Genomic DNA, 25,765 nt, shown 5'->3' with positions numbered 1-25,765 from the left:
TCCGGACGTGATCGTCGGATGTGACGGGCCACCCTGGTGGATGGCCCGTGGTACTCAGGGTTTCGGTGCGACGTAGGTGGCTTGCACCGCGACGTTGCTGAAGGCTTTTGCGCCCACGACCAGCAGGTAATAAGTGCTGGCAACCGGATGAGTGACAACCACCGATTCGTTGTTGCCCGAATGGACGGCAACGTAGTCGTGGCTGTCGACGGTGGGGACCGTACCGTCGCCGACATACAGCGAAACATCGCCACTACCGCCGAAGGTACGCAATACCAGGCCGCGGGCGCCGGCGGGGACATCCAGCTTGTACAGCTGACTGTCGCCCGCCGCACCGCTCACGCCGGTAAGGGCGACACCGTTGATCAAGGTTGCAGCGCCATCGCCACCACCATCATCGCCACCGCCGACGGCTTTGTTGACTGCCGCGTAGGCATCGACGATACCTGCACCGATGGTCTGGTCCGGCGTGGAAGGAAAGGTCCGCGCCGTTGAGGTCAGCAGGGACTTGATGCCACCAGGTGTCAACGCGGGAAGGCCGGCCGCCTGCAAGGCGCCAACGACCAGTGCAACCGTGCCCGAAACATGCGGTGTTGCCTGCGATGTACCAGCCATGCCGCCATAGGTGTAGTCGGTTTCGTCGGGGACGGTGGCTCCGCCATTGATGGCGGACCAGACAAACCCCGCGCTGACCTGATCGCCGCTGCTGGCGTCGTTGGCATAGACGCCACCACCCGGTGCCGCCAGCGTCACGCCGGCTCCGTAGTTGGAATAGAACGCACGCCTGCCGGTAATCCCGGACGCTGCCACCGAGATCACGCCGGGACAACTGGCCGGCGAATCATTGGCGGCATCGGCGTCCTCGTTACCCGCCGCAACCACCACGGTGGTGCCGCGGCTGATCGCGTCGGCTATCGCGGTTCCGGTGACGTCGGTCGCCGTGCAGACGCCGGTTCCGCCCAGGCTCATGCTGATGACCTGGGCCGGGTTGGCATTGTCGGGAACCCCGTCGACATGCCCGCCGGACGCCCATTCGATGGCGTCGGCAATGTCCGAGGTGTAGCCGCCGCAATGGCCGAGGACGCGCACGGGCAACACCTTTGCGCCAAATGCCGAACCGGCCATGCCATTGCCGTTGTTGGTCAACTCGGCGATCGTGCCGGAGACGTGGCTGCCGTGCCAGGAACTGTCCTCCGGGGGATGGGCGCTGTCGGTGCACTCGCTGAGCCAGGGTTCCGTAGTGGTCCAGTCGCCCAGATCCCATCCACCCGGGGCGCGGCCATCGGCAGTGCGTCCGGAGACATCGGCGGTGCTGGTGAAGTCGTAACCGGCGTCACCCAGCGAGGTATCCAGGTCTGGATGATGCGTGATGCCGGTATCGAGCACGGCCACGGTCACGCCGGTTCCATCGGTAAGGTCCCACGCCTTGGCGATATCGGCACCACCCTTGTTGGCATAGCTGGTGGTATCGCTGCCGACAAGCTCGGCGCTGCCATCGCCAGCGCGAAGATGCCACTGGTATGTCGCGTAATAGGGGTCATCCGGCGTGAAGCCGGCGGCTGCCAGCGCCTTGGGGGCGCGGTAGTCGCTGATGGCGTGCATCATCACGTCCGGCTCCACGTGCGCAACAGCGGGGTCAGAAGCTATCTGCTGCATCAGCGACGTGGCCTCGGCCTTGCTCAGCTTGCGCGAAGTGCGGACCACATGTGCGCCAGTCGACAGTTTGCGCAGGTAGGAGACGGCGACCGCTTGGCGGGCGGCACTCGAAACGCTGGCGGGAACCGCCCGATTCAGACCGGCACGGGCCAGATCGGCGCCGACGTCCTGAATCACCACGGCAGCATTGCCCGCTCCCGTCGTTCCGCTGCGATAAGTCACGATGAAGCGATCGTAGGTGGTGTTGCCCTGGCTATGCAGCGCACTGACATTCAGACGGCTGGATGCCGCAGGAAGGACGCTGTGACTGGTTGCGTGGAGCGCACTGCTGCCCAGCAGGCCCGCCACACCGGCGGCCAGCGCGCACAATTGAAAAAGCTCTCTGCTCATGGTGTTCCCCGACATTCTGTTGCCCCTGAAGTGATGTGCGCCCGAATCGACCGCTGGTCCGTCATCCCCCAATGACAGCGCGGCAGACCCTGAAGCTAGCGAGCAGTCATGCGACCGTCACGCACGGCCTCTTGGCAAAACTTGTCGGATCTCACGGTGCCGATGGAGTAGGCTGCCGACCACCACCGCAAGGCCTGCACGTGTAGGAGTCGAGGCGAAAATGGGGATCATTGCCCGCACGATCATGGCGCGAGGCGCCATCGCTGCGCAGCGTCTGATGGGCTGGTTGAACCGGGTTCCGATCAGCGATCCGGTGGATCGTCGAAATGCCGCGTTCCTGCAGATATTTCTTCTGTACAAGGGTTGCGTGACGCCGTTGTACAAGGCGTACATGCTCCGGTTTACCTCGGTGTATGACGTGTTTCGGCCTGGTCACAGCCCGACCATGCCGCACCACGCGCTGGCCATCGACCTGAGCACGGATGTGCTGGTCACCGTGTCGGCGTGGTTGGGCATCTACCTCATCCGCAAGGGCCTGTTCCGCCATGCGGTATCCCAGTTTCTGGCCGCCATGGTCGCGTCCTCGCTGATCTCCTACGTCAGCTTCGGCTATTTTTTATGGAACGCCGACCTGGTGTCGTTCGAGGCATTGGCGCTCAGCGGACTCATGCTCGGACGCAAGGCGTTGTGGTCGATCTATCCGCTGTTCATGCTCAGCTATGCCAGCGGCATGACCGTCGACTATTTCCATAACGCCCGTTTCCTGCATTCCTCCAGTGCCTACGCGCCGTTGCCGTTCCTGGTGCTTTCCTACCTGTTGGTGGTGGTCATCCTCGATCGCAGCAGCACGGCGCTGCGCGAGAGCCTGGCCGAATCGAACCGGCATCGGCAACAACTGCAGGACGAGATGGCCGAGCGCGAGCGCACACGCGAACAACTGTTGCAGTCGCAGAAGATGGATGCCGTGGGAAAGCTTGCCAGCGGCGTGGCCCACGACTTCAACAATGTATTGGGCATCGTGCTCGGATTTGCGCTGGAGCGACATCGTCTCGATGAGCCCGGTGCGGCGCGCAGCGAGGATGCGCTGGCCTTGGCCAAGGCGCTGCAAGGTGTGGAGATGGCGGCTCGGCGGGGTGCCTCGGTCAGTCGTAAGTTGCTCAACTTCAGCCGCCGGGAAGTTACCCACGTCGAGACATTCGACGTGGCCGAAGCGCTGCGGGAATTGCAGCCGTTGCTGCGCCAGCTTCTGCCCGCGCAGGTGACACTGCGAATCGACGCACCCTGGTTTCCGCTGCTGGTCGACTTCGATCGCAGTCAGTTCGAGCTCGCGTTGCTGAACCTGGCTTCCAATGCCCGTGATGCCATGCCCGACGGCGGTGAGTTTGGTCTGTCGGTGGAACGCGAGGGGTCCGACATCGGTATCGTCGTGCGGGACAATGGCACGGGCATGTCCGACGAGGTCAGGCAACGGATTTTCGAGCCCTTCTACACGACCAAGCCCGCCGGCAGCGGCACCGGACTGGGACTGGCGGTGGTATACACGCTCGTCGAACGTGCCGGTGGACATATCGAAGTGGATGCCTCGCCCGGAACGGGCACGACATTCCACATCCGTTTGCCGATGGTGGATCGTCCCGTCGCCGATCTCGTGCCGTCGCTGGCCGGCCCCGATGAAATCCACGTCATGCTGATCGATGACGACGACGACTTGCGCAACCTGCTTTGCACCGCGTTGCAGAACGGCGGTTGCCGGGTCAGCACCGCAGCGTCCGGCGCCGACGCGGAACGCATGGCGGAACAAATCGCTTTCGATCCGCAGGTGCTGGTGTGCGACAACCGTCTGGGTGACACCGACGGCACAACCCTGCTGCTGAAGCTGCGTCAGCGCATGCCCCGCATACCGACGATCCTGATCTCTGCCTATCTCGATACCGATGGACGATCGCCGAACCCGGCCGATCCGCTCACCGAACGTCTGCCCAAGCCGTTTTCACCGAACGATCTGCTTGCCAGGGTGATCGGCGCAGCACGACGACATGCCGCGCAAAACCATCCGCCGGATCAGACCACGATCAGCACGTAGCCTTCGCCATGGACGGCGTTCAGCGGCAGCTGCGTGTCCAGAACGCGCAGCACTTTCCCGCGGAGTCGATGGATCAGCGAATCCAGCCGATGCGTATCGAAATCGTAGACGTCCGCCGTGAGACTGGCGATCAGTGCTTCGCGCGAGACGATCTGATTGGGCCTTTCGATCAGCACTTCCAGCAGGCGGCGCTCGGTTTTGGTCAGGGCGACCATGCTGCCGAAGGGCGAGATCAGGCACCAACCGTCGGCGTCGAGGCGCCAGCTGCCGGTCGTGCCCGGTCGCGGTGCATGCAGTCGGCGCGCCAAGCTGTGCAATGTCGACACCAGCACATCGAGGTCCACCGGCTTCGACAGGTAGGCATCGGCACCTTCGCTGAGACCACGCACATGATCCACACCCTCCGCGCGGCCGGTCAGCATGACGATGCCGATGTCATCTGCCTCCGAGCGCAGCTGACGAGCCACGTCGAAACCATCCCGGTCGGGCAGGCCCACGTCCAGCAAGACAATGTCGGGTCGCCGCTGGCGCAGATGCTCATGCAGCTCCGCTGCGCGTCCGATCGCCGTGACCTCGAAGCCAAACTGTCGCAGTCTGGGGGTGAGCACGTGGTCCCTCAACAATTCGTCGTCTTCCAGAAGAAGCACGCGCAGTGGCGAGAAACGATCGAAAGCTGGTTGGAGCGCAGTCGCAGTCATGGGAACATTGATCTTTCCGCAGGCAACACGATCGCATCGAGCATGCGTCGACTCGAGCTCCACGAATATACTTGCGATGGCCGGTAACAGTCAGGGTGGGCCTGCCACAATGGCCATTTTCCGGAACCGGATCACATTGATGCGCCTGCGGCATATTGTTTTCCTGTTCGTGCTTGGCGGGTTTGCGCCGGCGTTTGCGCAATCGGCCGTCGCGCCGGTGGTGCCGCCACCGCAGGATGTGGCGGATCTTCCCGCGGTGGTGGTCAGCGGGGTACAGCCCGGGCCGGGGTTGTGGAAAGTTTCGAAGGGCGGTCACGTGATGTGGGTGCTCGGCACGCTGTCGCCGCTGCCGCGGGGCATGCAGTGGCAATCGCACGAGGTCGAGCAGGCGATCAGCGAATCGCAGCAGGTGCTGTTGCTGCCTTCGGTGAAGTTCAAGGCGGATGTCGGGTTTTTCGGCAAGCTCTTCCTGCTGCCCTCGGCGTACAGCGCGCGCAAGAACGACAACGGCGAGACGTTGCAGCAGGTGCTGCCGCCGTCGGTGTACGCGCGTTGGCAGGTGCTCAAGCAGAAGTACATCGGCAACGATCGCGGCATCGAGCGCTGGCGGCCGATGTTCGCGGCGCAGGAGCTGTATCGCAAGGCGATCAAGGCGAACGGCCTGAGCCGGTCCGGCGGCGTGCCTTCCAGCGTCGATGCGCTGGCCACGCGCCATGGCATCACGCCGGTGTCGACCAGCTACGAAGTGGTCATCGCGCATCCGGGGGCGGCGATCAAGGCGTTCAAGCAGGCGGCGCCGCACGACACCACCTGTTTCATCCGCATGCTGGACAACATCGAGCAGGACATGCCGGCGATGAAGGCACGCGCGAATGCCTGGGCCACCGGCGACTTGCCGACGCTGCGCCAACTGCCCGACAGCGCGTGGCGCGATGCCTGCGTGGCCGCCCTGGCCGATGCCGGTTTTGCCCAGACGCTGGGACTCGATGACGTGCCGGCGAAACAACAGGCGACCTGGCTGGCCGCTGCGCGCGCGGCACTGGCCGGCAATGCGCAAACGTTCGCGCTGTTGCCGATGGACGAACTGCTGAAGCCGAATGGTTACCTGGCCAAACTGCAGGCCGAGGGCTACGAGGTGGAAGCACCTGAGTGACTTCTTGTCAGCCCTGCGCCGTCGGATCCACGCAGCCGGAGCACGTCGACAAGCCATGCTCCGGCAATTCCCGATGCCCGACGTCCGTTCAAGGTAGAACGATCAGGCGCTGGCCTGATCCAGTGCGCTGATCTCGCCGGGCTCCAGTTGCAACGCGGTCGCGCCGAACAGTTCGTGCAGTTGCTCCACGCTGGTGGCGCTGACGATCGGCGCGGTGAGGCCGGGGCGCGCGATCAGCCACGCCAGCGCTACCTGGGCCGGGGTAGCCCCGTGTGCGGCAGCGACCGCATCAAGCGCGGCGAGTACCTGCAGCCCACGCGGATTCAGGAATTTCTTCACCGCTCCGCCGCGCGCCGAACTCTTGGCCAGATCGGCTTCGCTGCGGTATTTGCCGCTGAGGAAGCCACTGGCCAGCGCGTAATAGCTGATCACGCCGATGTTTTCCCGGCGCACCAGAGTCTCCAGCTCCTTTTCGTAGCCGCTGCGGCTGACCAGGTTGTACTCCGGCTGCAGCGTCTCGTAGCGTGGCAGGTTGTGTCGTCGGGATACGGCCAGTGCATCAGCGAAGCGGGCGGCATCGTAGTTGGACGCGCCGATCGCGCGTACCTTGCCGGCCTCGATCAGGCGCGCGAACGCATCCAGGGTTTCCTCCAGCGGCACGCTGGCGTCGTCCGCGTGTGCCTGATACAGATCGATGCAGTCGACCTGCAGACGCTTGAGCGAGCCATCCACGGCCTGGCGGATATTCACCGGTGACAGCCCGGGCTGCTCGGCCCACTTGCCGACCTTGGTCGAAATCACCACCTGCTCGCGCTTGCCGCTGCGCTTGAGCCATTTGCCGATGATGGTTTCCGACTCGCCGCCGCGGTTGCCGGGCACCCACGCCGAATAGGCGTCCGCCGTGTCGATCAGGTTGCCGCCGGCGCCGACGAACGCATCGAGCAGTTCAAACGAGCGCTTCTCGTCGGTGCTCCAGCCGAAGACGTTGCCGCCGAAGGCGAGCGGGGCGATGGACAGCGGCGAACGGCCGAGCTGGCGCATGTGCATGGAATACCTCGGATGACGGCGGACGAAAACGCTGCGTCCGGTTCGAAAGGCAGCGCGCGATCCTGTCGATGTGGCTGCATATCCGAGGCATTCAAGCCCACGCCATGCTCAGCGCGGACCCACGATCCGTGGCCACACGTGCGCGCAGCATGCCACGATGGCGCGCTTGGTCTTGTCGTCCTTGCGTGGTGATTGGCTGGCCTGGTTGGCCTGGATATCGGCGCGCCAGTCGAGGTCCTCCTTGTGCACGAGGTGGCCGTGCAGGAACAGCAGATCTTTCCACAGCGAAGTCATGAGGGAGTCTCCTTGGGAAGCTTGTAGCTTGTGAGTGGCTCAAGATACGCAAGCCAAAAGCCGCCAAAAAGCGATATATTCGCAAGCCAGACTTGAGGATTATTCAAGATGGGAAAACTTCCGCTGGGCTTGCTGCAACAGTTCGTGCTGGTCGCCCGGCTGGGCAATCTGTCGCGCGCCGCGACACAGGCGAACCTCACCGTCAGTGCGCTCAGTCATCAGATGAAACAGCTGGAGGAGCGGCTGGAGCGACGCCTGTTCGAACGCGGGCCGCGCGGTGTCACATTGACCGTCGAAGGCTGCAGCCTGCTCGAGGCGGTGGGCGAACATTTCGATGGCATCGAGGACGCGTTGTCGCGCTATAACAGGCGGGCGCAGGATACGTTCACCCTGAGTGCCAGCCCGGGCATCATGTCCGGCTGGCTGGTGCCGCGCCTGCCGCGCCTGGTCGCTGCGCATCCCGAGCTGGAGCTCAACCTGCAGTCGGGTTCGACGCTGGTGAATTTCGAGCGCGAGCCGGTCGACGCCGCACTGCGTTACGGTCGTGGAAAGTGGGCGGGCCTGCACAGCGAGCGCCTGTTCGGCGAGTGGATCGCACCTGTCGCCGCGCCGGAACTGGTGGCGAAAATGGCCGGCGTCGATCCGGGCGATCTGTCGCAGTGGCCGCTGCTCGGCGATCCCAATCCGTCAAGCCGCTGGAAGGACTGGTTCGACCAGGTCGGCGGCGCGCCGCCACGTCGTTATGTGGCGAGCTTCGACAGTTTCGATGCGCAGCGGCACGCGGCGCTGGAAGGTCTGGGCGTGGCCATGGGCCGGATGGTGATGTCGAAATCGCTGATCGACGCCGGCCGGCTGGTCGTGCTGGGCGACCGTTACCTGCCGGTGGACGATGCTTACTGGCTGGTCTATCCGGCGCGGTCGAAGGACCACGCGGGGCTGCAGGTGTTCCAGAAGTGGTTGCTGGCCGAAGCGGACGACTATTGCGAACACCTGCCGGTGCCCGGCAACGACGAATCCCCCAGCCAGCGCTGAGACGGTTTCGAAAAAACGCCGCGCACGCCATCATTCTCCGTTATGCATTGCCTGCCAGGAGTTAAATCATGAAGTCACGCGCCGCCGTCGCCTGGGAAGCAGGTCAACCGTTGTCGATCGAACAGGTCGACGTCGCCGGACCGAAAGCCGGTGAAGTGCTGGTGCGCATCGTTGCCACCGGCGTCTGCCATACCGACGCTTTCACGTTGTCCGGCGCCGATCCGGAAGGGATGTTTCCGGTCATCCTGGGACACGAGGGTGGCGGCATCGTCGAGGAGGTGGGCGCAGGCGTCACTTCGTTGAAGGTGGGCGACCACGTGATCCCGCTGTACACGCCCGAATGCGGCGAGTGCAAGTTCTGCCGGTCCGGCAAGACCAACCTGTGCCAGAAGATCCGCGTCACCCAGGGCCAGGGCCTGATGCCGGACGGCACCTCGCGCTTCTCGTTGAACGGCAAACCGCTGCTGCACTACATGGGCACCAGTACGTTCAGCGAGTACACCGTGCTGCCGGAAATTTCGCTGGCGAAGATCAACCCGGCCGCGCCGCTGGAAAAGGTCTGCCTGCTCGGCTGCGGCATCACCACCGGCATCGGCGCGGTGCTGAACACCGCGAAGGTGGAGCCGGGCGCTTCGGTGGCCGTATTCGGCATGGGCGGCATCGGCTTGTCGGTGGTGCAGGGCGCGGTGATGGCAAAGGCCGGGCGCATCGTGGTGGTCGACACCAATCCGGCGAAATTCGAGATGGCGAAGCTGCTTGGCGCCACCGACTTCATCAATCCGAGGGATTACCCGGACACGCCGATCCAGCAGGTCATCGTCGAGCTCACCGATGGCGGGGTGGATTATTCGTTCGAGTGCATCGGCAACGTGCACGTGATGCGCGCGGCACTGGAGTGCTGCCACAAGGGCTGGGGCGAGTCGATCATCATCGGCGTGGCCGGCGCCGGACAGGAGATCAGCACGCGACCGTTCCAGCTGGTGACCGGACGCGTGTGGCGGGGTTCGGCATTCGGCGGGGTCAAGGGACGCTCGCAACTGCCCGGCTACGTCGACCGCTACATGGCCGGCGAGATCCGCATCGACGAGATGATCACCGAAGTGCTGCCGCTGGAGCGCATCAACGACGCCTTCGAACTGATGCACGCGGGCAAGGTGATCCGCTCGGTGATCCACTACTGAGCGGACTTCCTGCGGGAACGGCTTTGGCCGACGCTCTTGGGTAGCACCAGGCGAATCGAGAGTGTCGCGACTGAAGTCACTCCTGCAGCGTGAGCAACGCCTTAGAATACGTACATGCCGCCGGCTCATCCTGCTGGCGGCCTTCGTCCGTCCATGTCTGCTCATCCACGAGGTTGTCCCATGAACCGTACCGCCATCCTCGTTGACGGCGCTTTTTTCCTTGCGCGCTATCGCAAGGTGTACGGCGAGCGTGACGCCGGTGACGCGCGTGCCGTGGCGAAGACGGTGTTCAGCATGGCGCTGGAGCACCTGAAGGCCGTCGACCGGCCGCGCGAGCAGCTGTACCGCATCTTTTTCTACGATTGCCCGCCGCTGGAAAAAAGCTTCGTCAAGCCGGTCAGCGGCGACAGCATCGATTTTGGCCGTACCGGCGCCGCGGCGTTCCGGCGCGAGCTGCACGACCAGTTGCGCCGTCAGCGCAAGATGGCGCTGCGACTGGGCCGTTTGTCCGAACGTGGCGAATGGCAGCTGAAGCGCAGCGCCTACCAGCAACTGCGCGAAGGCCACCTGCACTGGAACGACCTGGGCGACGAACATTTCGAGCCGGACATGCGCCAGACCCAGGTCGACATGAAGATCGGCATCGACATCGCTGCCCTGACCTATAAAAAACTGGTCGATCAGATCATCCTGATCGCCGGCGACGCCGATTTCATTCCGGCAGCGAAACTGGCCCGCTACGAGGGTATCGATTTCATCCTCGATCCCATGTGGCAGGGCATCGCGCCGGACCTGCACGAGCACATCGATGGCCTGCAATCGGTGTGTCCGCGACCGTTCTGAAGCATCTACCGCGTCTGCACATCGTTTGCATCACAGTCCGACAAGTCTGTACGTTCAGCACATCAGGGGCATCAATGAATCGCGCGATGGAGGTGGCAAGGATGAGAGCGGCCCATTTTGGTGCAGCGTTATTGCTGATGGCGACCCTGGGTTTGCCCGCCATCGCTGATGCGCAGGTGGCGCGGCCCGCATCGGCCGAACCTGACCAGCCGGCCGATGCCCTGGTGCCGCCGACCAGTGCCAGCGACTTCACGGCCTCGCAGCTGGACAATGTAATCGCGGGCAGCTGGCGTGCGCAGGCAAACCGTGCCCGCGATGAGTACCGCCACCCCAAGGCCACCCTGCAGTTCTTCGACGTGCGACCGGATCAGACCGTGCTGGAAATCACTCCCGGCAGCGGTTGGTACAGCGAGGTCCTGGCGCCACTGCTGCATGACAACGGGCATTACATCGCGGCGGTGGAAGCATCGGCTGGCGACGGCGAGGCCGGTCGCGACGATAGCGCACTGCATTGCAGGTTTGCCGCTGACGCAGCGCATTTCGGTAACGCCCGCATCGTCGAGTTCGATCCCAAGGCGCCGGTGTTCGGTGCCCCCGGTTCGGTCGACTTGGTGCTGACTTTCCGCAACGTGCACAACTGGGTCATGGCCGACACGGCATCGGCGATGTTCAATGCGTTCTTCGCCGTGCTGCGTCCCGGCGGCGTGCTCGGCGTCGTCGACCATCGCGCCGATGACGGCGCCCCGCTGGAGACGGTGAAGCGCAGCGGCTACCTGCCCACCCGCTATGTGGTGAAGCTGGCGACCGCGGCGGGTTTCACGCTGGATGAGAGCAGCGAGATCAACGCCAATCCGAAAGATACGAAGGATTATCCGAAAGGCGTGTGGACGTTGCCGCCCACGCTGACTCTCGGCGAGCAGGATCGGGCGAAATACCAGGCGATCGGCGAATCCGACCGGATGACCTTGCGCTTCGTCAAGCCGGTGAAGGCGGCTCCGGCATCGCCGACGACAGCCGTGCCGGCCGCGGCGGCGTCGGCTCGCTGAAGGGCGCGCGGAAGGGTCCTGGCGATGCTGATCGCGTTGAACAAACCGTACGGCGTGCTGTGCCAGTTCACCGATGGCGGCGGCCGCCGCACGCTGGCTGATCTTGTTCGACAAAAAGACGTCTATGCGGCTGGACGGCTGGACCAGGACAGTGAAGGCCTGCTGCTGCTGACCGATGACGGCCGCCTCGCCCACCAGCTCACCGATCCACGCCACAAGCAGGCCAAGACCTACCTGGCGCAGGTCGACGGTGAAGTCGACGAAACCGCGTTGCAGTCGTTGCGTCGCGGCGTGCAGCTGAACGATGGCCCGACCTTGCCGGCCGATGCCATCCTCGCCACCACCCCGGACTGGCTGTGGCCGCGTGATCCGCCGGTACGTTTTCGCAAGCACATTCCCACCAGCTGGCTCAGCCTGACGCTTCGCGAGGGTCGCAATCGTCAGGTGCGCCGCATGACTGCCGCTGTCGGCTTTCCCACCCTGCGACTGATCCGTGTACGCATCGGAGAATTCGCGCTGGACGACCTGGCTCCCGGTGAAACAAGGCGGCTGGCAGACTGATCCCGTCGTTGTACCTGCCTCAGGCGTGGGCGAGGCGTACTCCTGACCCTCAGCGCGCGGAAAGCCCGAAAAACGCCTCGGCCGTCGCCGTGCTGTTCGCCGCCGTGACTTCGACCGTCTCGCCGCGATCGCGGGCGACCTCCTCGCAAATGTGCTTCAGGTACATCGGCTCGTTGCGCCGATGCGCGGGCTGCGGCCGCACGGTGCGCGGCAGGAGATAGGGCGCGTCGGTCTCCAGCATCAGCCGGTTCGCCGGGATCATGCGGACCAGTTCGCGCAGATGCGTGCCGCGGCGCTCGTCGCAGATCCAGCCGGTGATGCCGATGTGGCAATCCAGTTCGAGATAATCACGCAGCGCCTCGCCGGTATCGGTGAAGCAGTGCACCACCGCGCCCGGTATCTGGTCACGATAACGCCGCAGTAGCGCGATGAAATCCGCGTGGGCATCGCGCTGGTGCAGGAAAAGTGGGATCTGCAACTCGGCCGCAATTCGCAACTGGCGTTCGAATACCTGTAGCTGCACATCACGCGGCGAATAATTGCGGTTGTAGTCGAGCCCGGTTTCGCCCATCGCACAAACCGAAGGATGTTGCGCCAGTTCACGCAGGAGCCTGTCGGTCGCATCGTCGTAGTCGATCGCATGATGCGGATGCACGCCAGCCGTCGCCGACAATATGTCCGGATGCGCCTCCGCCAAGGCCACTGCGTGCCGGCTGCCCTCGCGCGATGCACCGGTAACCACCATACGGTAGACACCATGCGCATGCGCACGCTGCAGCACAGCATCCAGATCGTGATGAAACGACTCGTGGGTGAGGTTGGCACCGATGTCTAGTAATTGCATGGCTTTCAGCGTTGGCCGGATCAGCGATTCTTGCAGACCTCGGCCGTCATGCAAGTCGTGGCCTTGCGCTGCAGCACATAGGAATTTGTCTGATGCAAGATTGGCGTTGACGACCGTAAGATCTCACTGCTAATTTCGTGATGACGCGCCCGGTTTTGCGATGGTTATTCGGATAACGAGCGTGTTTTTGCTTTTCCGGTCAATGGGGGGTCATTGGCCGGCGAGTACGGGCGAAGAGCATGGGTCTGAAGGGGTGAGTGTCTGCGACAGGGTGTGTCCGATTCGGGTATCGGATGGCGAAACCGGAAGTGCAGTCGATTGAGGGTGATTGCCCTGTTCCGGTCCGCAGCAGCCTTCAGCGGTAGCTTGAGTATTCAATCCATGGGTAACCAGATTCGATGCGCAGTCAGGGGCGCGGATAGGTTGCACCCCGAATTTTGCAACGCCGATCAGCGGTGATGTTTTTTTCAACGGGAGGGAGTTTTCATGCACAAGAAAGTAGTGCTCATGGCCATCGCCATGACGGGTCTGTTTGCCAGTGTGGCGATGGCGTCCGAGAAGCCGGTGCAGCCGGCGCAGCCGGTCGAAGCGTCCAGCGGCTCCATGCAGATTGCCGTTTTTGATCCGATCACCAAGAAGCTTCGGGCGCCAACGGCCGAAGAGGCGGCGGCATTCGCGAAGTCCGTCAACCTCAACCGCCAGAATCAGGCCCTGCGACCCAGTACCAGCGGTCGCCCGCGCAACGAAGCCGAAGCACTCAAGACACTGCGCAAGGTGCGCATAAAGGGTGTCGAAGTGGAGCTGATGGATACCCCGGAGAGCGAAATGAGCAACGTGGTCGGCAAGCGCGATGCGAATGGCCATCTCGTGGCCATGCATCCGGGCGACAGCGTTCAGCATGCCGCCGCAGTGGAGGTGACCCAGTGATCCGCCACAACAAGCTTTTCAGCGCCATCGTGATCGCCGGCCTGCTGGGTGTTGCCGCCAGTGCCACCGCCGCCGATGTTCGCATCATCAACAAGGATGCGGCCGGCGTGGGCCTCAACGACCTGACACCGACCGCTTCGGTGGGTGGCAACCAGGGCACTACCCGCGGCGAACAGGCACGTATCGTCTTTACCTTCGCAGCCAACATGTGGGGCGCGGTGCTGAAGAGCGACGTACCGGTCATGGTCGACGCCTCCTTCAAGGCACTCCAGTGTGATCCTGACGGTGCCGGCGTGGTGCTGGGTTCGACGGGCACGCTGGGTTATGCCAACTTCACCGATCCCGCGTCGTTGCCGGCCGGTGCGAAGCTGAACATCTGGTACCCCGGCGCGTTGGTCAACATGTACCTCGGGACCGACGCGACACCCACCCAGTCCGACATGTCGATGTCCTTCAACGGCGCCCTGGGCACCGCAAGCTGCCTGCCGGATTCGGGCTGGTACTTCGGCCTCGACGGCAACACGCCGTCCGGCCAGTCCAACCTGCTCAACGTGATGCTGCACGAGATGGGCCACGGCCTTGGCTTCGCCGGACGCAGCAACCTGAGTACCGGCGCGCTCTCCGGTGGCAAGAACGACATCTACTCGTCCTTCGTCTACGACGACTCCAACAATGCGTATTGGGGCGATCTCACCAACGCGCAGCGCAAAGCCTCGGCGTTGAAGGACGGCATGCTTGTCATGCGCGGACCGAATGTCGTGGCCGAAGCGCCGCTCGCGCTCGGCAAGCCGCCTGTGCTGAAAGCGGTTGCGACGGCAGGGGCCGTGGGTGAGTTCGAATACGCCCCGGCGGCATTCGGCCCGGTACCGACCGTGCAGAACTTCGCCGGCTCGGCTGTCGTGGCACACGGCCCGGACGTGGATGGCGCCGACAGCACGCAGGCTTGCTATCCGTTGACCAATGCGGCGGATATCGCTGGCCATATCGCGATCGTTGATCGTGGTGTCTGCGGTTTCGCGGTCAAGGCACGTCTTGCCGAAGCGGCTGGAGCCACTGGCGTGATCATCGCCAACAACGCGGCGGGAGTGATTACCGCAGGTGGCGATACCGATCCGAACAACATCCCGACGCTGATGGTCAGCAATGTCGACGGCGCTGCGCTCAAGCAGAATGCCGCGGGCCTGAGCGTGAGTCTGGGCTTGGGGCAGGGGCTGGCTGGTGCCGATGCAGCGGGCTTCGTCAAGATCTATGCGCCGGCGGTCCTGGCCTCCGGTTCGTCGTTCTCCCATTACGACACGCGACTGTCGCCAAATGCGCTGATGGAGTACGCCGAAAGCCCGGATCTGGAAGGGCACATCAACCTCGATCTGACCCCGGCCATGTTCAAGGACGAAGGTTGGGGCATCAGTGATGGTGGTCAGTTGCTGCTGACCTGCAACACCGGCATACCGACATGGATTCCGGGCGGTATCGTGATTGGCGCCAATGTGCTTTCCAACGCCAAGATGATCGCCGGAAATTCGGCTACGGTGGGCGACTACCGGGCAGCCATGCAAACCTACGTAGCCGATCTGGTCAGCAAGCAGTTGATCACTTCCGGACAGGCCACCAGCCTGAATGTCTGCCTCAGCAATGCGGAAACCCTGAAGCAGTTCAATACGTGGAGCCCGTACGCCCCGGTCATCCTGCAGAACGGGCTGCTGCTCACGGCTCAGAGCGGCAAAGCCGGCACCAGCAAGGTCTATACGATCGATGTTCCGGCTGGGGCAGTTGGCCTGAGCATGCGTACGCTGGGCGGCAGCGGCGATGTATCCATCTACGTGAAAGTGGGCGACGCAGCCACTACGTCGAGCTACACCTACAAGTCCGCGCATGCTGGCAGCAACAACGAGGTGGTTCTCCTTACCCGTCCGGCTGCGGGAACCTATTACGTCACGGTCGTAGGTGAAAAGGACTATAGCGGGGTGACCGTTCTCGGCAACTTCACCAACGTCCCGCAGTAGTAGGGGAACAGGGACGGATTCGATCGTGCGATCCAATCCGTTCCTGCCGATTCAACCGGGCCACCAGGGCATGTCGTCAGCACATGTCGGTGAATGGCAGGCCCGAGCGGCGCATGAGATCTCCGGCGAGCCGGAGATCTCATGTACGCCAAGACGATATCGGGGTGATCGAAGTTTGAATGTCTAACAGACGTTTAGACGGCTGTTTGTCGTGACTACATAACAACTGCGCCATGGCATGAATCGTGCGCGATGCTCGACGCACTTCAGTCAGGCGCGACGGGGCGCGGCAGATTGTATCCGGCGCCAAAAATCATTGATGTATCGCTATTGCAGGGGAAGCCATGAACAAGATCTACAGCAAGGTATGGAACGCATCGTTGGGCGCGCTCGTGGTTGCTTCCGAGTTCGCCAAGGCGAATGGCAAGGGCGGTCCGTCGAAGCGCGTGCGTGCACTCGTGGCGGCTGCCGGCATCGCATTGGCGCTGGGCGCCGGCCAGGTGTCGGCAGCCCAGTTCGAGGCCGATCCGGCTGGAAATCCGGTGGTGGCTCCCGTCGTGGACAATGGTGGTACGGCCGGCGGCCAGGCAGCCGAAGCGGTTGAATTTTCGACGGCGATCGGTTACGAGGCGAAGGCAACAGCATCGTATGCGACAGCGTTCGGCATGCATTCCACTGCCAGCGGGATGTCGGCGGTCGCCAATGGTTACGCCAGCACGGCCAGCCAGGTGGGCGCCATCGCACTGGGTGGCACCAGCGCGGCAGACGGTGTCATGGCGATCGCCATTGGTTATGACAGCGAGGCATCCAACGCATTGTCGACGGCTGTCGGTGCGTCAAGCCGGGCCACGGGCATAGGGTCGACGGCTGTCGGCGTAACCAGCCAGGCGACCGGACGTGGGTCGTTGGCTTTGGGTTTGGGAGCGCAGTCAAGCAGCTCGAGCAGCGTGGCGATCGGTGAAGGCAGCATCGCCTCGGGTCCGGAGAGCGTGGCGCTCGGCGGGCTTGGCGAGAATGGCTCGGTCAAGGCCCAGGCTACGGCGGCTCGTGCGACAGCGTTGGGTGCGGCCAGCCGTTCCTCCGCCCAGCAGGCGTCTTCATTCGGCTACAACTCCAACGCCGAGGGCTACAACAGCACGGCTCTCGGCTCGGGTTCGCATGTGGATGGCAGCGCGTACAACGCCGTTGCCCTGGGCTCCGACTCGTTCGCCGACCGTATCAACACAATTTCGGTGGGCAGTGCCGGCGCCGAGCGCCAGATCACCAACGTGGCGGCAGGTACGGAAGCCACCGATGCGGTGAACAAGGGCCAGCTCGATGCGATAGCCAGCAGCACGACTTCGGCGTCGCACTTCTTGTCTGCCGATGGGTTGACCGATGGCAGCGAGGATTCGCTGGCGTTCGGTGAGCACACGGTGGCCGCGGGAGCGAGCAGTTTTGCGGTAGGCGATGAGAGCGCCGCATACGGCTTCCAGTCAGACGCCGAAGGTGCCAACAGCGTGGCGCTGGGCTCGAACAGCATCGCGCTGGGTGTGGGTGCATCGGCCGTGGGTTCGGCAGTGCAGGCGCTGGGTGACTACAGCACGGCGACGGGCTTCAACAGCGTGGCTTCGGGTGCCAACAGCGTGGCGAACGGTGCCCATGCCGTGGCCGGTGCCGACAACACGACGGCGACGGGTGCCGGCTCGGTGGCCTCGGCCAGCAACAGCTCGGCTTACGGTGCCGGCGCACAGGCGACCGGTTCGGACAGTGTGGCGGTGGGCGGTACGGCCTCGACGGTGTTGATCGACGCGAACGGCGATCCGATCGCGTTCTCGGCAACGAGTGCGGGCGAGGGCGGCACGGCGGTCGGCGCGAGCGCGATTGCCAGCGGCCTGGCGGCCTCGGCATTCGGCATCGGTGCCGAAGCGGATGGCGATGAGTCGACGGCGGTGGGTGGGCTGGCCTTTGCCAGTGGCTCTGTGGCGACGGCGGTGGGTGCGGAATCGCAGGCCACGGGCGTGCAGTCGCTGGCGCTGGGTTATGCCGCGGTCGCGTCGAACGACGGCAGTACCGCGGTGGGTAGCCAGAGCAGTGCCGAGGGTGCACTGGGCACGAGTGTGGGTTATGCCGCCGGTGCCGCCGGTGACTACTCCACGGCGGTGGGCGTGGGTGCACTGGCCATCGGCGAGAGCAGCGTGGCGCTGGGTGACAGCAGCGAGGCCGATGCGGACAACAGCGTGGCGCTGGGTGCCGCCTCGTTTGCGGATCGCGCCAACACGGTATCGGTGGGCAGTGCCGGTGCGGAGCGCCAGATCACCAACGTGGCCGCGGGCACGTCGGGTACCGATGCAGTGAACGTGGACCAGCTGGCAGCGTCGATCGATGGTTCGATGCGTTACTTCAAGGCAAATTCGTCGGGGACCCACGACGATGCCCAGATCAATGGTCTGGACAGCGTAGCGATTGGACCGCGCTCGGTAGCCAACGGTGACGGTGCGATCGCGATGGGTAGCGGCGCGACGACCACCGGTAACTTCGGTGGCATGGCGATCGGCGGCGGCGACGGCACAGTGACCGGAACCAACATCGCCGGGCAACTTGCTTCGGCGGTGGGTTTCGGGGCGCAGGCCAAAGGCGTGGGCGACACGGCGATGGGCACGTACGCCAACACCGGTGCGGCCAATGCCCTCGACGCCAATGACGACAGCAGCAACTCGTATCGCACGGCGGTGGGCTACAAGGCCTCGGCCACGGGAGATACGTCGGTGGCGGTCGGTGCGTTCAACCAGGCCGGCGGTGCACGCAGCGTGGCACTGGGCTACAACGCCAATGCGAGCGCTAACGACAGCGTGGCGCTGGGTTCGAACTCGGTCGCGGATGTGGCGAACACGATTTCGGTGGGCAGCGCCGGTGCGGAGCGTCAGATCACCAATGTGGCCGCAGGTACGGAAGACACCGATGCGGTGAACAAGGGTCAGCTCGATGCGATGGCCAGCAGCACGACTTCGGCGTCGCACTTCTTGTCTGCCGATGGGTTGACCGATGGCAGCGAGGATTCGCTGGCGTTCGGTGAGCACACGGTGGCCGCGGGAGCGAGCAGTTTTGCGGTAGGCGATGAGAGCGCCGCATACGGCTTCCAGTCAGACGCCGAAGGTGCCAACAGCGTGGCGCTGGGCTCGAACAGCATCGCGCTGGGTGTGGGTGCATCGGCCGTGGGTTCGGCAGTGCAGGCGCTGGGTGACTACAGCACGGCGACGGGCTTCAACAGCGTGGCTTCGGGTGCCAACAGCGTGGCGAACGGTGCCCATGCCGTGGCCGGTGCCGACAACACGACGGCGACGGGTGCCGGCTCGGTGGCCTCGGCCAGCAACAGCTCGGCTTACGGTGCCGGCGCACAGGCGACCGGTTCGGACAGTGTGGCGGTGGGCGGTACGGCCTCGACGGTGTTGATCGACGCGAACGGCGATCCGATCGCGTTCTCGGCAACGAGTGCGGGCGAGGGCGGCACGGCGGTCGGCGCGAGCGCGATTGCCAGCGGCCTGGCGGCCTCGGCATTCGGCATCGGTGCCGAAGCGGATGGCGATGAGTCGACGGCGGTGGGTGGGCTGGCCTTTGCCAGTGGCTCTGTGGCGACGGCGGTGGGTGCGGAATCGCAGGCCACGGGCGTGCAGTCGCTGGCGCTGGGTTATGCCGCGGTCGCGTCGAACGACGGCAGTACCGCGGTGGGTAGCCAGAGCAGTGCCGAGGGTGCGCTGGGCACGAGTGTGGGCTATGCCGCCGGTGCTGCCGGCGACTTTTCGACGGCAGTGGGCGTGGGCGCACTGGCCATCGGCGAGAGCAGCGTGGCGCTGGGTGACAGCAGCGAGGCCGATGCGGACAATGCCGTGGCGCTGGGTGCCGGTTCGCTTGCCGATCGCGCCAACACGGTGTCGGTAGGCAGTGCCGGTGCGGAGCGCCAGATCACCAACGTGGCGGCAGGTACGGAAGCCACCGATGCGGTGAACAAGGGCCAGCTCGATGCGATAGCCAGCAGCACGACTTCGGCGTCGCACTTCTTGTCTGCCGATGGGTTGACCGATGGCAGCGAGGATTCGCTGGCGTTCGGTGAGCACACGGTGGCCGCGGGAGCGAGCAGTTTTGCGGTAGGCGATGAGAGCGCCGCATACGGCTTCCAGTCAGACGCCGAAGGTGCCAACAGCGTGGCGCTGGGCTCGAACAGCATCGCGCTGGGTGTGGGTGCATCGGCCGTGGGTTCGGCAGTGCAGGCGCTGGGTGACTACAGCACGGCGACGGGCTTCAACAGCGTGGCTTCGGGTGCCAACAGCGTGGCGAACGGTGCCCATGCCGTGGCCGGTGCCGACAACACGACGGCGACGGGTGCCGGCTCGGTGGCCTCGGCCAGCAACAGCTCGGCTTACGGTGCCGGCGCACAGGCGACCGGTTCGGACAGTGTGGCGGTGGGCGGTACGGCCTCGACGGTGTTGATCGACGCGAACGGCGATCCGATCGCGTTCTCGGCAACGAGTGCGGGCGAGGGCGGCACGGCGGTGGGCGCGAGCGCGATTGCCAGCGGCCTGGCGGCCTCGGCATTCGGCATCGGTGCCGAAGCGGATGGCGATGAGTCGACGGCGGTGGGTGGGCTGGCCTTTGCCAGTGGTTCAGTGGCGACGGCGGTGGGCGCGGAATCGCAGGCCACGGGCGTGCAGTCGCTGGCGCTGGGTTATGCCGCGGTCGCGTCGAACGACGGCAGTACCGCGGTGGGTAGCCAGAGCAGTGCCGAGGGTGCGCTGGGCACGAGTGTGGGCTATGCCGCCGGTGCTGCCGGCGACTACTCGACGGCGGTGGGCGTGGGCGCACTGGCCGCTGGCGAGAGCAGCGTGGCGCTGGGTGACAGCAGCGAGGCCGATGCGGACAACAGCGTGGCGTTGGGTGCCGCTTCGTTTGCGGATCGCGCCAACACGGTGTCGGTAGGCAGTGCCGGTGCGGAGCGCCAGATCACCAATGTGGCGGCAGGTACGGAAGACACCGATGCGGTGAACAAGAGTCAGCTCGATGCGGTGGCCGCTCAGGCCGTGCAAACCGATGCGCTCGCGGTGAAGTACGACGACGTCGGCAAGGATCAGGTCACCCTGGGCGGCTCCAGCGGTACGCGGATCAGCAATGTGCAGGCGAGCAACGTCTCGAGCGACGCTGCCACGGTCGGTCAGATCGAAGATGTGATGGGGGCTCTCGGTGGCGGTGCGATGTTGCAGGCAGGCGGCACGATGACCATGCCCAACTACGCGATTCAGGGCGGCAGCTACAACAATGTCGGCGGTGCGCTGGGTGCGCTCGATGGTGCACTCAGCGGTGCCCTCAACAGCATCAGCCAGCTGGATAGCCGCATCACCAACGTGGAGAACGGTGGCGGTGGCAGCGGCAGCAACGGCGTGGTCGGCGGCACCGGTAATGGTCTGGCCGTCGGCGCCGGCAGCCATGCACAGGATTCGCATGACACCGCCGTCGGCACGGGAGCAACCGTCAATGCGGACGGGAGCAGCGCATACGGCAATAATGCCTTGATCGATGCCGCGGCAACCAATGGTGTGGCCGTGGGCGCCGATAGCCATGTCACGGCGGCTTCGGGCGTCGCGCTTGGCCAGGGTGCCACGGCAACCGCGGCTGGAGCGGTTGCGCTGGGCCAGGGTTCGGTCGCCGATCGCGCCAATACGGTGTCGGTGGGCACGGCGGCAAACAATCGCCAGATCACCAACGTGGCGGCCGGCACCCAGGCCACGGATGCGGCGAACCTGGGCCAGGTGCAGGACGCGCTGGTGACGGCCAAGGGCTATACCGATGCCACCGCCCAGCAGACCCTGCAGAGTGCAAACGCGTACACCGACAAGAAAGTCGGCAGTTTCGCCACCACCAGCGACGTCAATACGTTGCGCGACCAGTTCAATAACCAGTTCCATGCGATGGACAAACGTGTGAACCAGGTCGGTGCCATGGGTACGGCAATGGCGCAAATGGCATTCAGCACGCAGGGCATCAACACGGCGAACCGGTTGGGCGTAGGCGTGGGTGGATATCACGGTCAATCGGCGCTATCGGTCGGTTACTCGCGCCAGTTGTCGCCGAGGGCTAACGTGACTTTCGGTGGCGCGGTCAGCGGCAATGAAGCGTCCGGTGGCGTGGGCGTGGGTATCGGCTGGTAAGTCGATCGCACCTCGTTCGAAGTTCGGGCCGGCGTCCTCACGGGCGCCGGCTTTTTCTTGCGGTGGATGATTGCAGGCGGCGCTCGCATGTTGCCCGTCGGATGTGATAATTATGGCGTTTACCGTTTCGCTACAGGGGGCGTTGACGGTTTCGCATGTATTGAGTGGGGTGGAGGATGTCGGCAGTGATTGAGCCGGCGGTCAGCGGGGCAGGCATGTCCGTGGATGATCGCGAGGCGGAAGTCTGCGCGTGGCTGGTGGCGCGCGGCCGTTTGAAGGACAGCGATCTGGGTCGCGCCCGACGACTGCATGAGGAATCCGCCGAAGGTACCCTGACCACCTTGATGGCGCGGCTCGGGCTGGTGTCCGAGCGCGACCTGGCCGAGGCCTGGGCCGAATTGTTGCAGGTGCCGCTACTGGCCGCGCGCGATGCGCCGGAACTGCCGCCGGCCGACCTCGACGTGTCGCTGCGTTTTCTCAAGCAGCAACACGTGGTGCCGGTGCAGGACGACGTGCACGGACTGGCCCTGATCGTCGCCGATCCGGCTGATCCGTATCCGCGGCAGGCGATCGAACTGGCGGCTGGCCGACCGGTCGCCTTGCGCGTCGGCTTGCGTTCGGAAATCGATGGTCTGATCGAACGCTATTACGGCACCGGCCGCTCGGCGATGGGCACGATCGTCGAGAACCTCGATGGCAGCGCGGCCGAGGAGGACGACGTCGAGCACCTGCGCGATCTTGCGTCCGAGGCCCCGGTGATCCGGCTGGTCAACCTCATACTTCAGCGTGCCGTGGAGCAGCGCGCTTCGGACGTCCATATCGAACCGTTCGAAAACCGCCTGAAGGTACGTTACCGCATCGATGGCGTTCTGCACGAAGTGGAAGCACCGCCCTCGTCGTCCACCGCCGCGGTGATCTCGCGCGTGAAAATCATGGCGCGGCTCAACATCGCCGAGCGCCGTTTGCCGCAGGACGGCCGTATCCAGTTGCGCGTGCAGGGCAAGGAGCTGGACCTGCGCGTATCGACGGTGCCGACCAGCTTCGGCGAGTCGGTGGTGATGCGCATCCTGGATCGCGAATCGGTGGTGTTCGACTTCGCCTCGCTCGGCTTCACCGGCAGCTTCCAGCAGCGCTTCGTCGACGTGCTGGAAAAGCCGCACGGCATCCTGCTCGTCACCGGCCCGACCGGCTCGGGCAAGACCACCACGCTGTACACCGCGCTGTCGCAGATCAACACCAACGACGTGAAGATCATCACCGTCGAGGATCCGGTCGAGTACCAGCTCGAAGGCATCAACCAGATCCAGGTGAAGCCGCAGATCGGGCTGGATTTCTCCGGTGCGTTGCGCTCGATCATGCGCCAGGATCCGGACGTGATCATGATCGGCGAAATGCGCGATCTGGAGACGTGCCGCATCGCGATCCAGTCCGCGCTGACCGGCCACCTGGTGCTGTCCACGCTGCATACCAACTCGGCCGCTGGCGGCATCACGCGCCTGCTCGACATGGGCGTGGAGGATTACCTGCTCGGCTCCACCATCAACGGCATCCTGGCTCAGCGGCTGGTGCGCCGGCTCGATCCGGAGACGGCGGTTTCCTACGAGGCGCTGCCGGAAGTGATCGCGCAGTTCGAGCTGGAGAAATACACCGACGAGCGGCCGATCCGGTTGTGGAAACCGGGCAGCAGCGCGGCCAATCCCAGCGGTTACCGTGGCCGTCGCGCGATCATGGAATTCCTCACCATGAGCGACCCGCTGCGCCGGCTGGTGATGCAGCACGCGAACGAGGGCGACATTGAAAAACAGGCACGCGCCGAGGGCATGCGCACGATGTACGAGGACGGCATCGCCAAGGCGGTGGCTGGCGTAACCACGCTGGAGGAGGTGTTGCGTGTTACGCAAGAAGGCTGATGCTTCGGGAACGGTCCGGATGCGGTCCACGTTTTCATGCTTTCGGCCTCATGCCGAACGGGCTGGGCGTAGCGCATGCGCGCGGGTTTGCGATACGGGCTGCGTTTGCCCGTTGCCCGCTCTCAAGCCATGACCCAGTTCCGTTACAAGGCGGTCAGCGACGCCGGCGAGACACTGCAGGGCCAGATGGAAGCTGCCAGCGTCGAGGAAGTGATCAGCCGCCTGCAGGACCAGGGCCATACCCCACTGGAGGCACAGCCGGCCGATGGCGCTGTTGGCGGCAGTGGCCTCGCGGCGTTGTTCAAGCGTGGTCCGTTCACTGGTGATCAGCTGGCCCAGTTCACCCATCAACTGGCGACCCTGCTCGGCGCCGGCCAGCCACTGGACCGCGCGCTCAGCATTCTGCTCGACCTGCCCGAAAGCGAGAGTGCCAAGAAGCTGATCGAGCGCGTGCGCGATCGCGTACGCGGCGGCAACACCTTGTCCTCGGCGCTGGACGAGGAGCATGGTGTTTTCCCCAAGCTGTACGTCAGCCTGGTGCGCGCCGGCGAGGCAGGCGGCTCGCTGGAAGAAACCTTGCGCCGGCTCGCCGATTACCTGGAACGCGCCCAGGCGATGCGCGGCAGCATCGTCAACGCGTTGATCTACCCGGCATTCCTGATGGTCGGCGTACTCGGTTCGCTGGTGTTGCTGCTGGCCTACGTGGTGCCGCAGTTCGTGCCGATCTTCGAGGACATGCAGGTACCGATCCCGTGGATCACCCAGGCCGTGCTGGTGCTCGGCAACACCCTGCAGGCGTGGTGGTGGCTGATCCTGCTGGTGCTCGGCGGCGGCGTGTTCTTCTGGCGCGCGCGGTTGCGCGACCCAGCCGCGCGCCTGGCCTGGCACACGAAGTTGCTGGGCATGCGAATGATTGGCCCGTTGCTGTTGAAAGTGGAGACGGCGCGGATCGCGCGCACGCTCGGAACCTTGCTGAAAAACGGCGTACCGTTGTTGAGTGCGCTGACCATCGCGCGCCAGGTCACCAGCAATATCGCGCTGGATACGGCACTCAGCGCGGCGCATGAGCAGGTCAAGGGGGGTGCCGGGCTCAGTCTCGCGTTAGGGCAATCGAAGCTGTTTCCGCGGCTGGCGATGCAGATGGTGCAGGTGGGCGAGGAAGCCGGCCAGCTCGACACGATGTTGCTGAAAGTCGCCGATACATTTGAACTTGAGTCCAAACGCGCGATCGATCGTTTACTGGCTGCGCTGGTGCCGGCGCTGACCATCGTGATGACGGTGATGGTGGCGATCATCATGGCGGCGATCCTGCTGCCACTGCTCAGCCTGACCAGCAACATTCAATGACTACGTGGAGAATGTGATGACATTGATGCGAAAGCGGGAACGGGGAGCGGTGAACGCAGGACGTGGCGATCTGCCGCGATCTGCGTGCGCAGGCTCTGATTCCACCGTGCTGGGAACGGGCACGTCAGGCTCGCACAGATCCCCCGGTTCCCCATTCGTCGTTCCCCGTTCCTCGCGCGCAAGCGGCTTCACCCTGCTGGAAATGCTCGCGGTGATCGTGCTGATCGGCATCATCGGCGCGGTGGTGGTGACCCAGGTCGGCAAGAACGTCGACAAGGGCAAGTACGGCGCCGGCAAGGCGCAGCTGATGACATTGAGCCAGAAGATCGAGAACTATTCGCTGGACAACGGCGCGCCCCCGCAGCAGCTCGAGAACCTGGCGGTCAAGCCGGCCAACGCGACGAACTGGCAGGGGCCCTACGCCAAGGCCTCCGAGTTGAAAGATCCCTGGGGTCATCCGTTCGGCTACCAGTATCCCGGCCAGAACGGCAGTTTCGACCTGACGTTCTACGGCCAGGACGGCAAACCCGGTGGCGACGGTTACAGCAAGGACGTGGGTAACTGGCAGTAG

18 protein-coding genes are annotated in these 25,765 nt (G+C 64.5%); 13 read left to right on the top strand and 5 right to left on the bottom strand.

All coding sequences use genetic code 11. The features are described from left to right. Positions 1–54 precede the first annotated feature (54 nt). Positions 55–2,046, bottom strand: coding sequence for a S8 family serine peptidase (locus ACPPVV_RS18040; protein WP_426701244.1), 1,992 nt, complete (start codon positions 2,044–2,046; stop codon positions 55–57). 220 nt (positions 2,047–2,266) lie between these two features. Here ACPPVV_RS18040 and ACPPVV_RS18035 point away from each other — a divergent pair, with 220 nt between their 5' ends. Next, positions 2,267–4,129: an ATP-binding protein gene (locus ACPPVV_RS18035; RefSeq protein WP_426701243.1), complete on the top strand. Its 1,863-nt coding sequence runs from the start codon at positions 2,267–2,269 to the stop codon at positions 4,127–4,129. On the opposite strand, the gene ACPPVV_RS18030 is transcribed toward ACPPVV_RS18035, so the two are convergent. After that, positions 4,108–4,827: a response regulator transcription factor gene (locus tag ACPPVV_RS18030; protein WP_426701242.1), complete on the bottom strand. Its 720-nt coding sequence runs from the start codon at positions 4,825–4,827 to the stop codon at positions 4,108–4,110. The two genes, ACPPVV_RS18035 and ACPPVV_RS18030, sit on opposite strands and share 22 nt — an antisense overlap. Before the next feature lie 139 nt (positions 4,828–4,966). Between ACPPVV_RS18030 and ACPPVV_RS18025 the strand changes: the two genes are divergently transcribed. Then, positions 4,967–5,980, top strand: a complete 1,014-nt coding sequence (locus ACPPVV_RS18025) for a TraB/GumN family protein (RefSeq protein ID WP_426701241.1) — start codon at positions 4,967–4,969, stop codon at positions 5,978–5,980. Positions 5,981–6,082: 102 nt separating this feature from the next. Here ACPPVV_RS18025 and ACPPVV_RS18020 read toward each other — a convergent pair whose 3' ends face one another. Continuing rightward, the gene (locus ACPPVV_RS18020; protein ID WP_426701240.1) at positions 6,083–7,027 is read right to left on the bottom strand and encodes an aldo/keto reductase; all 945 of its coding nucleotides are present in this window, start codon (positions 7,025–7,027) and stop codon (positions 6,083–6,085) included. A gap of 108 nt (positions 7,028–7,135) precedes the next feature. Beyond that, on the bottom strand, positions 7,136–7,321 hold the full coding sequence (locus ACPPVV_RS18015) for a hypothetical protein (protein WP_426701239.1): 186 nt from the start codon (positions 7,319–7,321) through the stop codon (positions 7,136–7,138). 108 nt (positions 7,322–7,429) lie between these two features. Here ACPPVV_RS18015 and ACPPVV_RS18010 point away from each other — a divergent pair, with 108 nt between their 5' ends. From ACPPVV_RS18010 to ACPPVV_RS17990, 5 genes are all read left to right on the top strand, one after another. Next, entirely contained in the window at positions 7,430–8,353 is a 924-nt protein-coding gene (locus ACPPVV_RS18010) for a LysR substrate-binding domain-containing protein (RefSeq protein ID WP_426701238.1), read from the top strand. A 68-nt stretch (positions 8,354–8,421) separates the two neighbouring features. Next, positions 8,422–9,534, top strand: a complete 1,113-nt coding sequence (locus ACPPVV_RS18005; RefSeq protein WP_426701237.1) for an S-(hydroxymethyl)glutathione dehydrogenase/class III alcohol dehydrogenase — start codon at positions 8,422–8,424, stop codon at positions 9,532–9,534. Positions 9,535–9,714: 180 nt separating this feature from the next. Continuing rightward, positions 9,715–10,377, top strand: a complete 663-nt coding sequence (locus ACPPVV_RS18000) for an NYN domain-containing protein (protein WP_426701236.1) — start codon at positions 9,715–9,717, stop codon at positions 10,375–10,377. 101 nt (positions 10,378–10,478) lie between these two features. Then, positions 10,479–11,423, top strand: coding sequence for a class I SAM-dependent methyltransferase (locus tag ACPPVV_RS17995; protein WP_426701235.1), 945 nt, complete (start codon positions 10,479–10,481; stop codon positions 11,421–11,423). Positions 11,424–11,447: 24 nt separating this feature from the next. Next, positions 11,448–11,984 carry a pseudouridine synthase gene (locus ACPPVV_RS17990; RefSeq protein ID WP_426701234.1) on the top strand — a complete coding sequence of 179 codons (537 nt, stop codon included), beginning with the start codon at positions 11,448–11,450 and terminating at the stop codon, positions 11,982–11,984. A 49-nt stretch (positions 11,985–12,033) separates the two neighbouring features. On the opposite strand, the gene ACPPVV_RS17985 is transcribed toward ACPPVV_RS17990, so the two are convergent. Then, complete coding sequence (locus tag ACPPVV_RS17985; protein ID WP_426701233.1) at positions 12,034–12,828, bottom strand: TatD family hydrolase; 795 nt, start codon at positions 12,826–12,828, stop codon at positions 12,034–12,036. A gap of 486 nt (positions 12,829–13,314) precedes the next feature. Between ACPPVV_RS17985 and ACPPVV_RS17980 the strand changes: the two genes are divergently transcribed. The 6 genes from ACPPVV_RS17980 (at position 13,315) to gspG (ending at position 25,765) form a co-directional block, all read left to right on the top strand. Continuing rightward, on the top strand, positions 13,315–13,755 hold the full coding sequence (locus ACPPVV_RS17980; RefSeq protein ID WP_426701232.1) for a post-PEP-CTERM-1 domain-containing protein: 441 nt from the start codon (positions 13,315–13,317) through the stop codon (positions 13,753–13,755). Beyond that, positions 13,752–15,758, top strand: a complete 2,007-nt coding sequence (locus ACPPVV_RS17975) for a PA domain-containing protein (protein WP_426701231.1) — start codon at positions 13,752–13,754, stop codon at positions 15,756–15,758. Before ACPPVV_RS17980 ends, ACPPVV_RS17975 begins: the two co-directional genes overlap by 4 nt. A 344-nt stretch (positions 15,759–16,102) precedes the next feature. Continuing rightward, a complete protein-coding gene (locus ACPPVV_RS17970; RefSeq protein WP_426701230.1) occupies positions 16,103–21,937 on the top strand; it encodes an ESPR-type extended signal peptide-containing protein in 5,835 nt (1,944 codons plus the stop codon). 176 nt (positions 21,938–22,113) lie between these two features. Next, positions 22,114–23,847, top strand: a complete 1,734-nt coding sequence (gspE, locus tag ACPPVV_RS17965; protein WP_426701229.1) for a type II secretion system ATPase GspE — start codon at positions 22,114–22,116, stop codon at positions 23,845–23,847. A gap of 129 nt (positions 23,848–23,976) precedes the next feature. Next, on the top strand, positions 23,977–25,194 hold the full coding sequence (gene gspF, locus ACPPVV_RS17960; RefSeq protein ID WP_426701228.1) for a type II secretion system inner membrane protein GspF: 1,218 nt from the start codon (positions 23,977–23,979) through the stop codon (positions 25,192–25,194). A 202-nt stretch (positions 25,195–25,396) separates the two neighbouring features. Then, a complete protein-coding gene (gspG, locus tag ACPPVV_RS17955) occupies positions 25,397–25,765 on the top strand; it encodes a type II secretion system major pseudopilin GspG (RefSeq protein WP_426703273.1) in 369 nt (122 codons plus the stop codon).

Origin of the sequence: Rhodanobacter sp. Col0626 (assembly GCF_049994385.1) — a bacterium.
GTDB lineage: Bacteria > Pseudomonadota > Gammaproteobacteria > Xanthomonadales > Rhodanobacteraceae > Rhodanobacter.
Note: the sequence above shows the minus strand (reverse complement) of the source record. Positions and strands in the feature narration are given on the sequence as shown.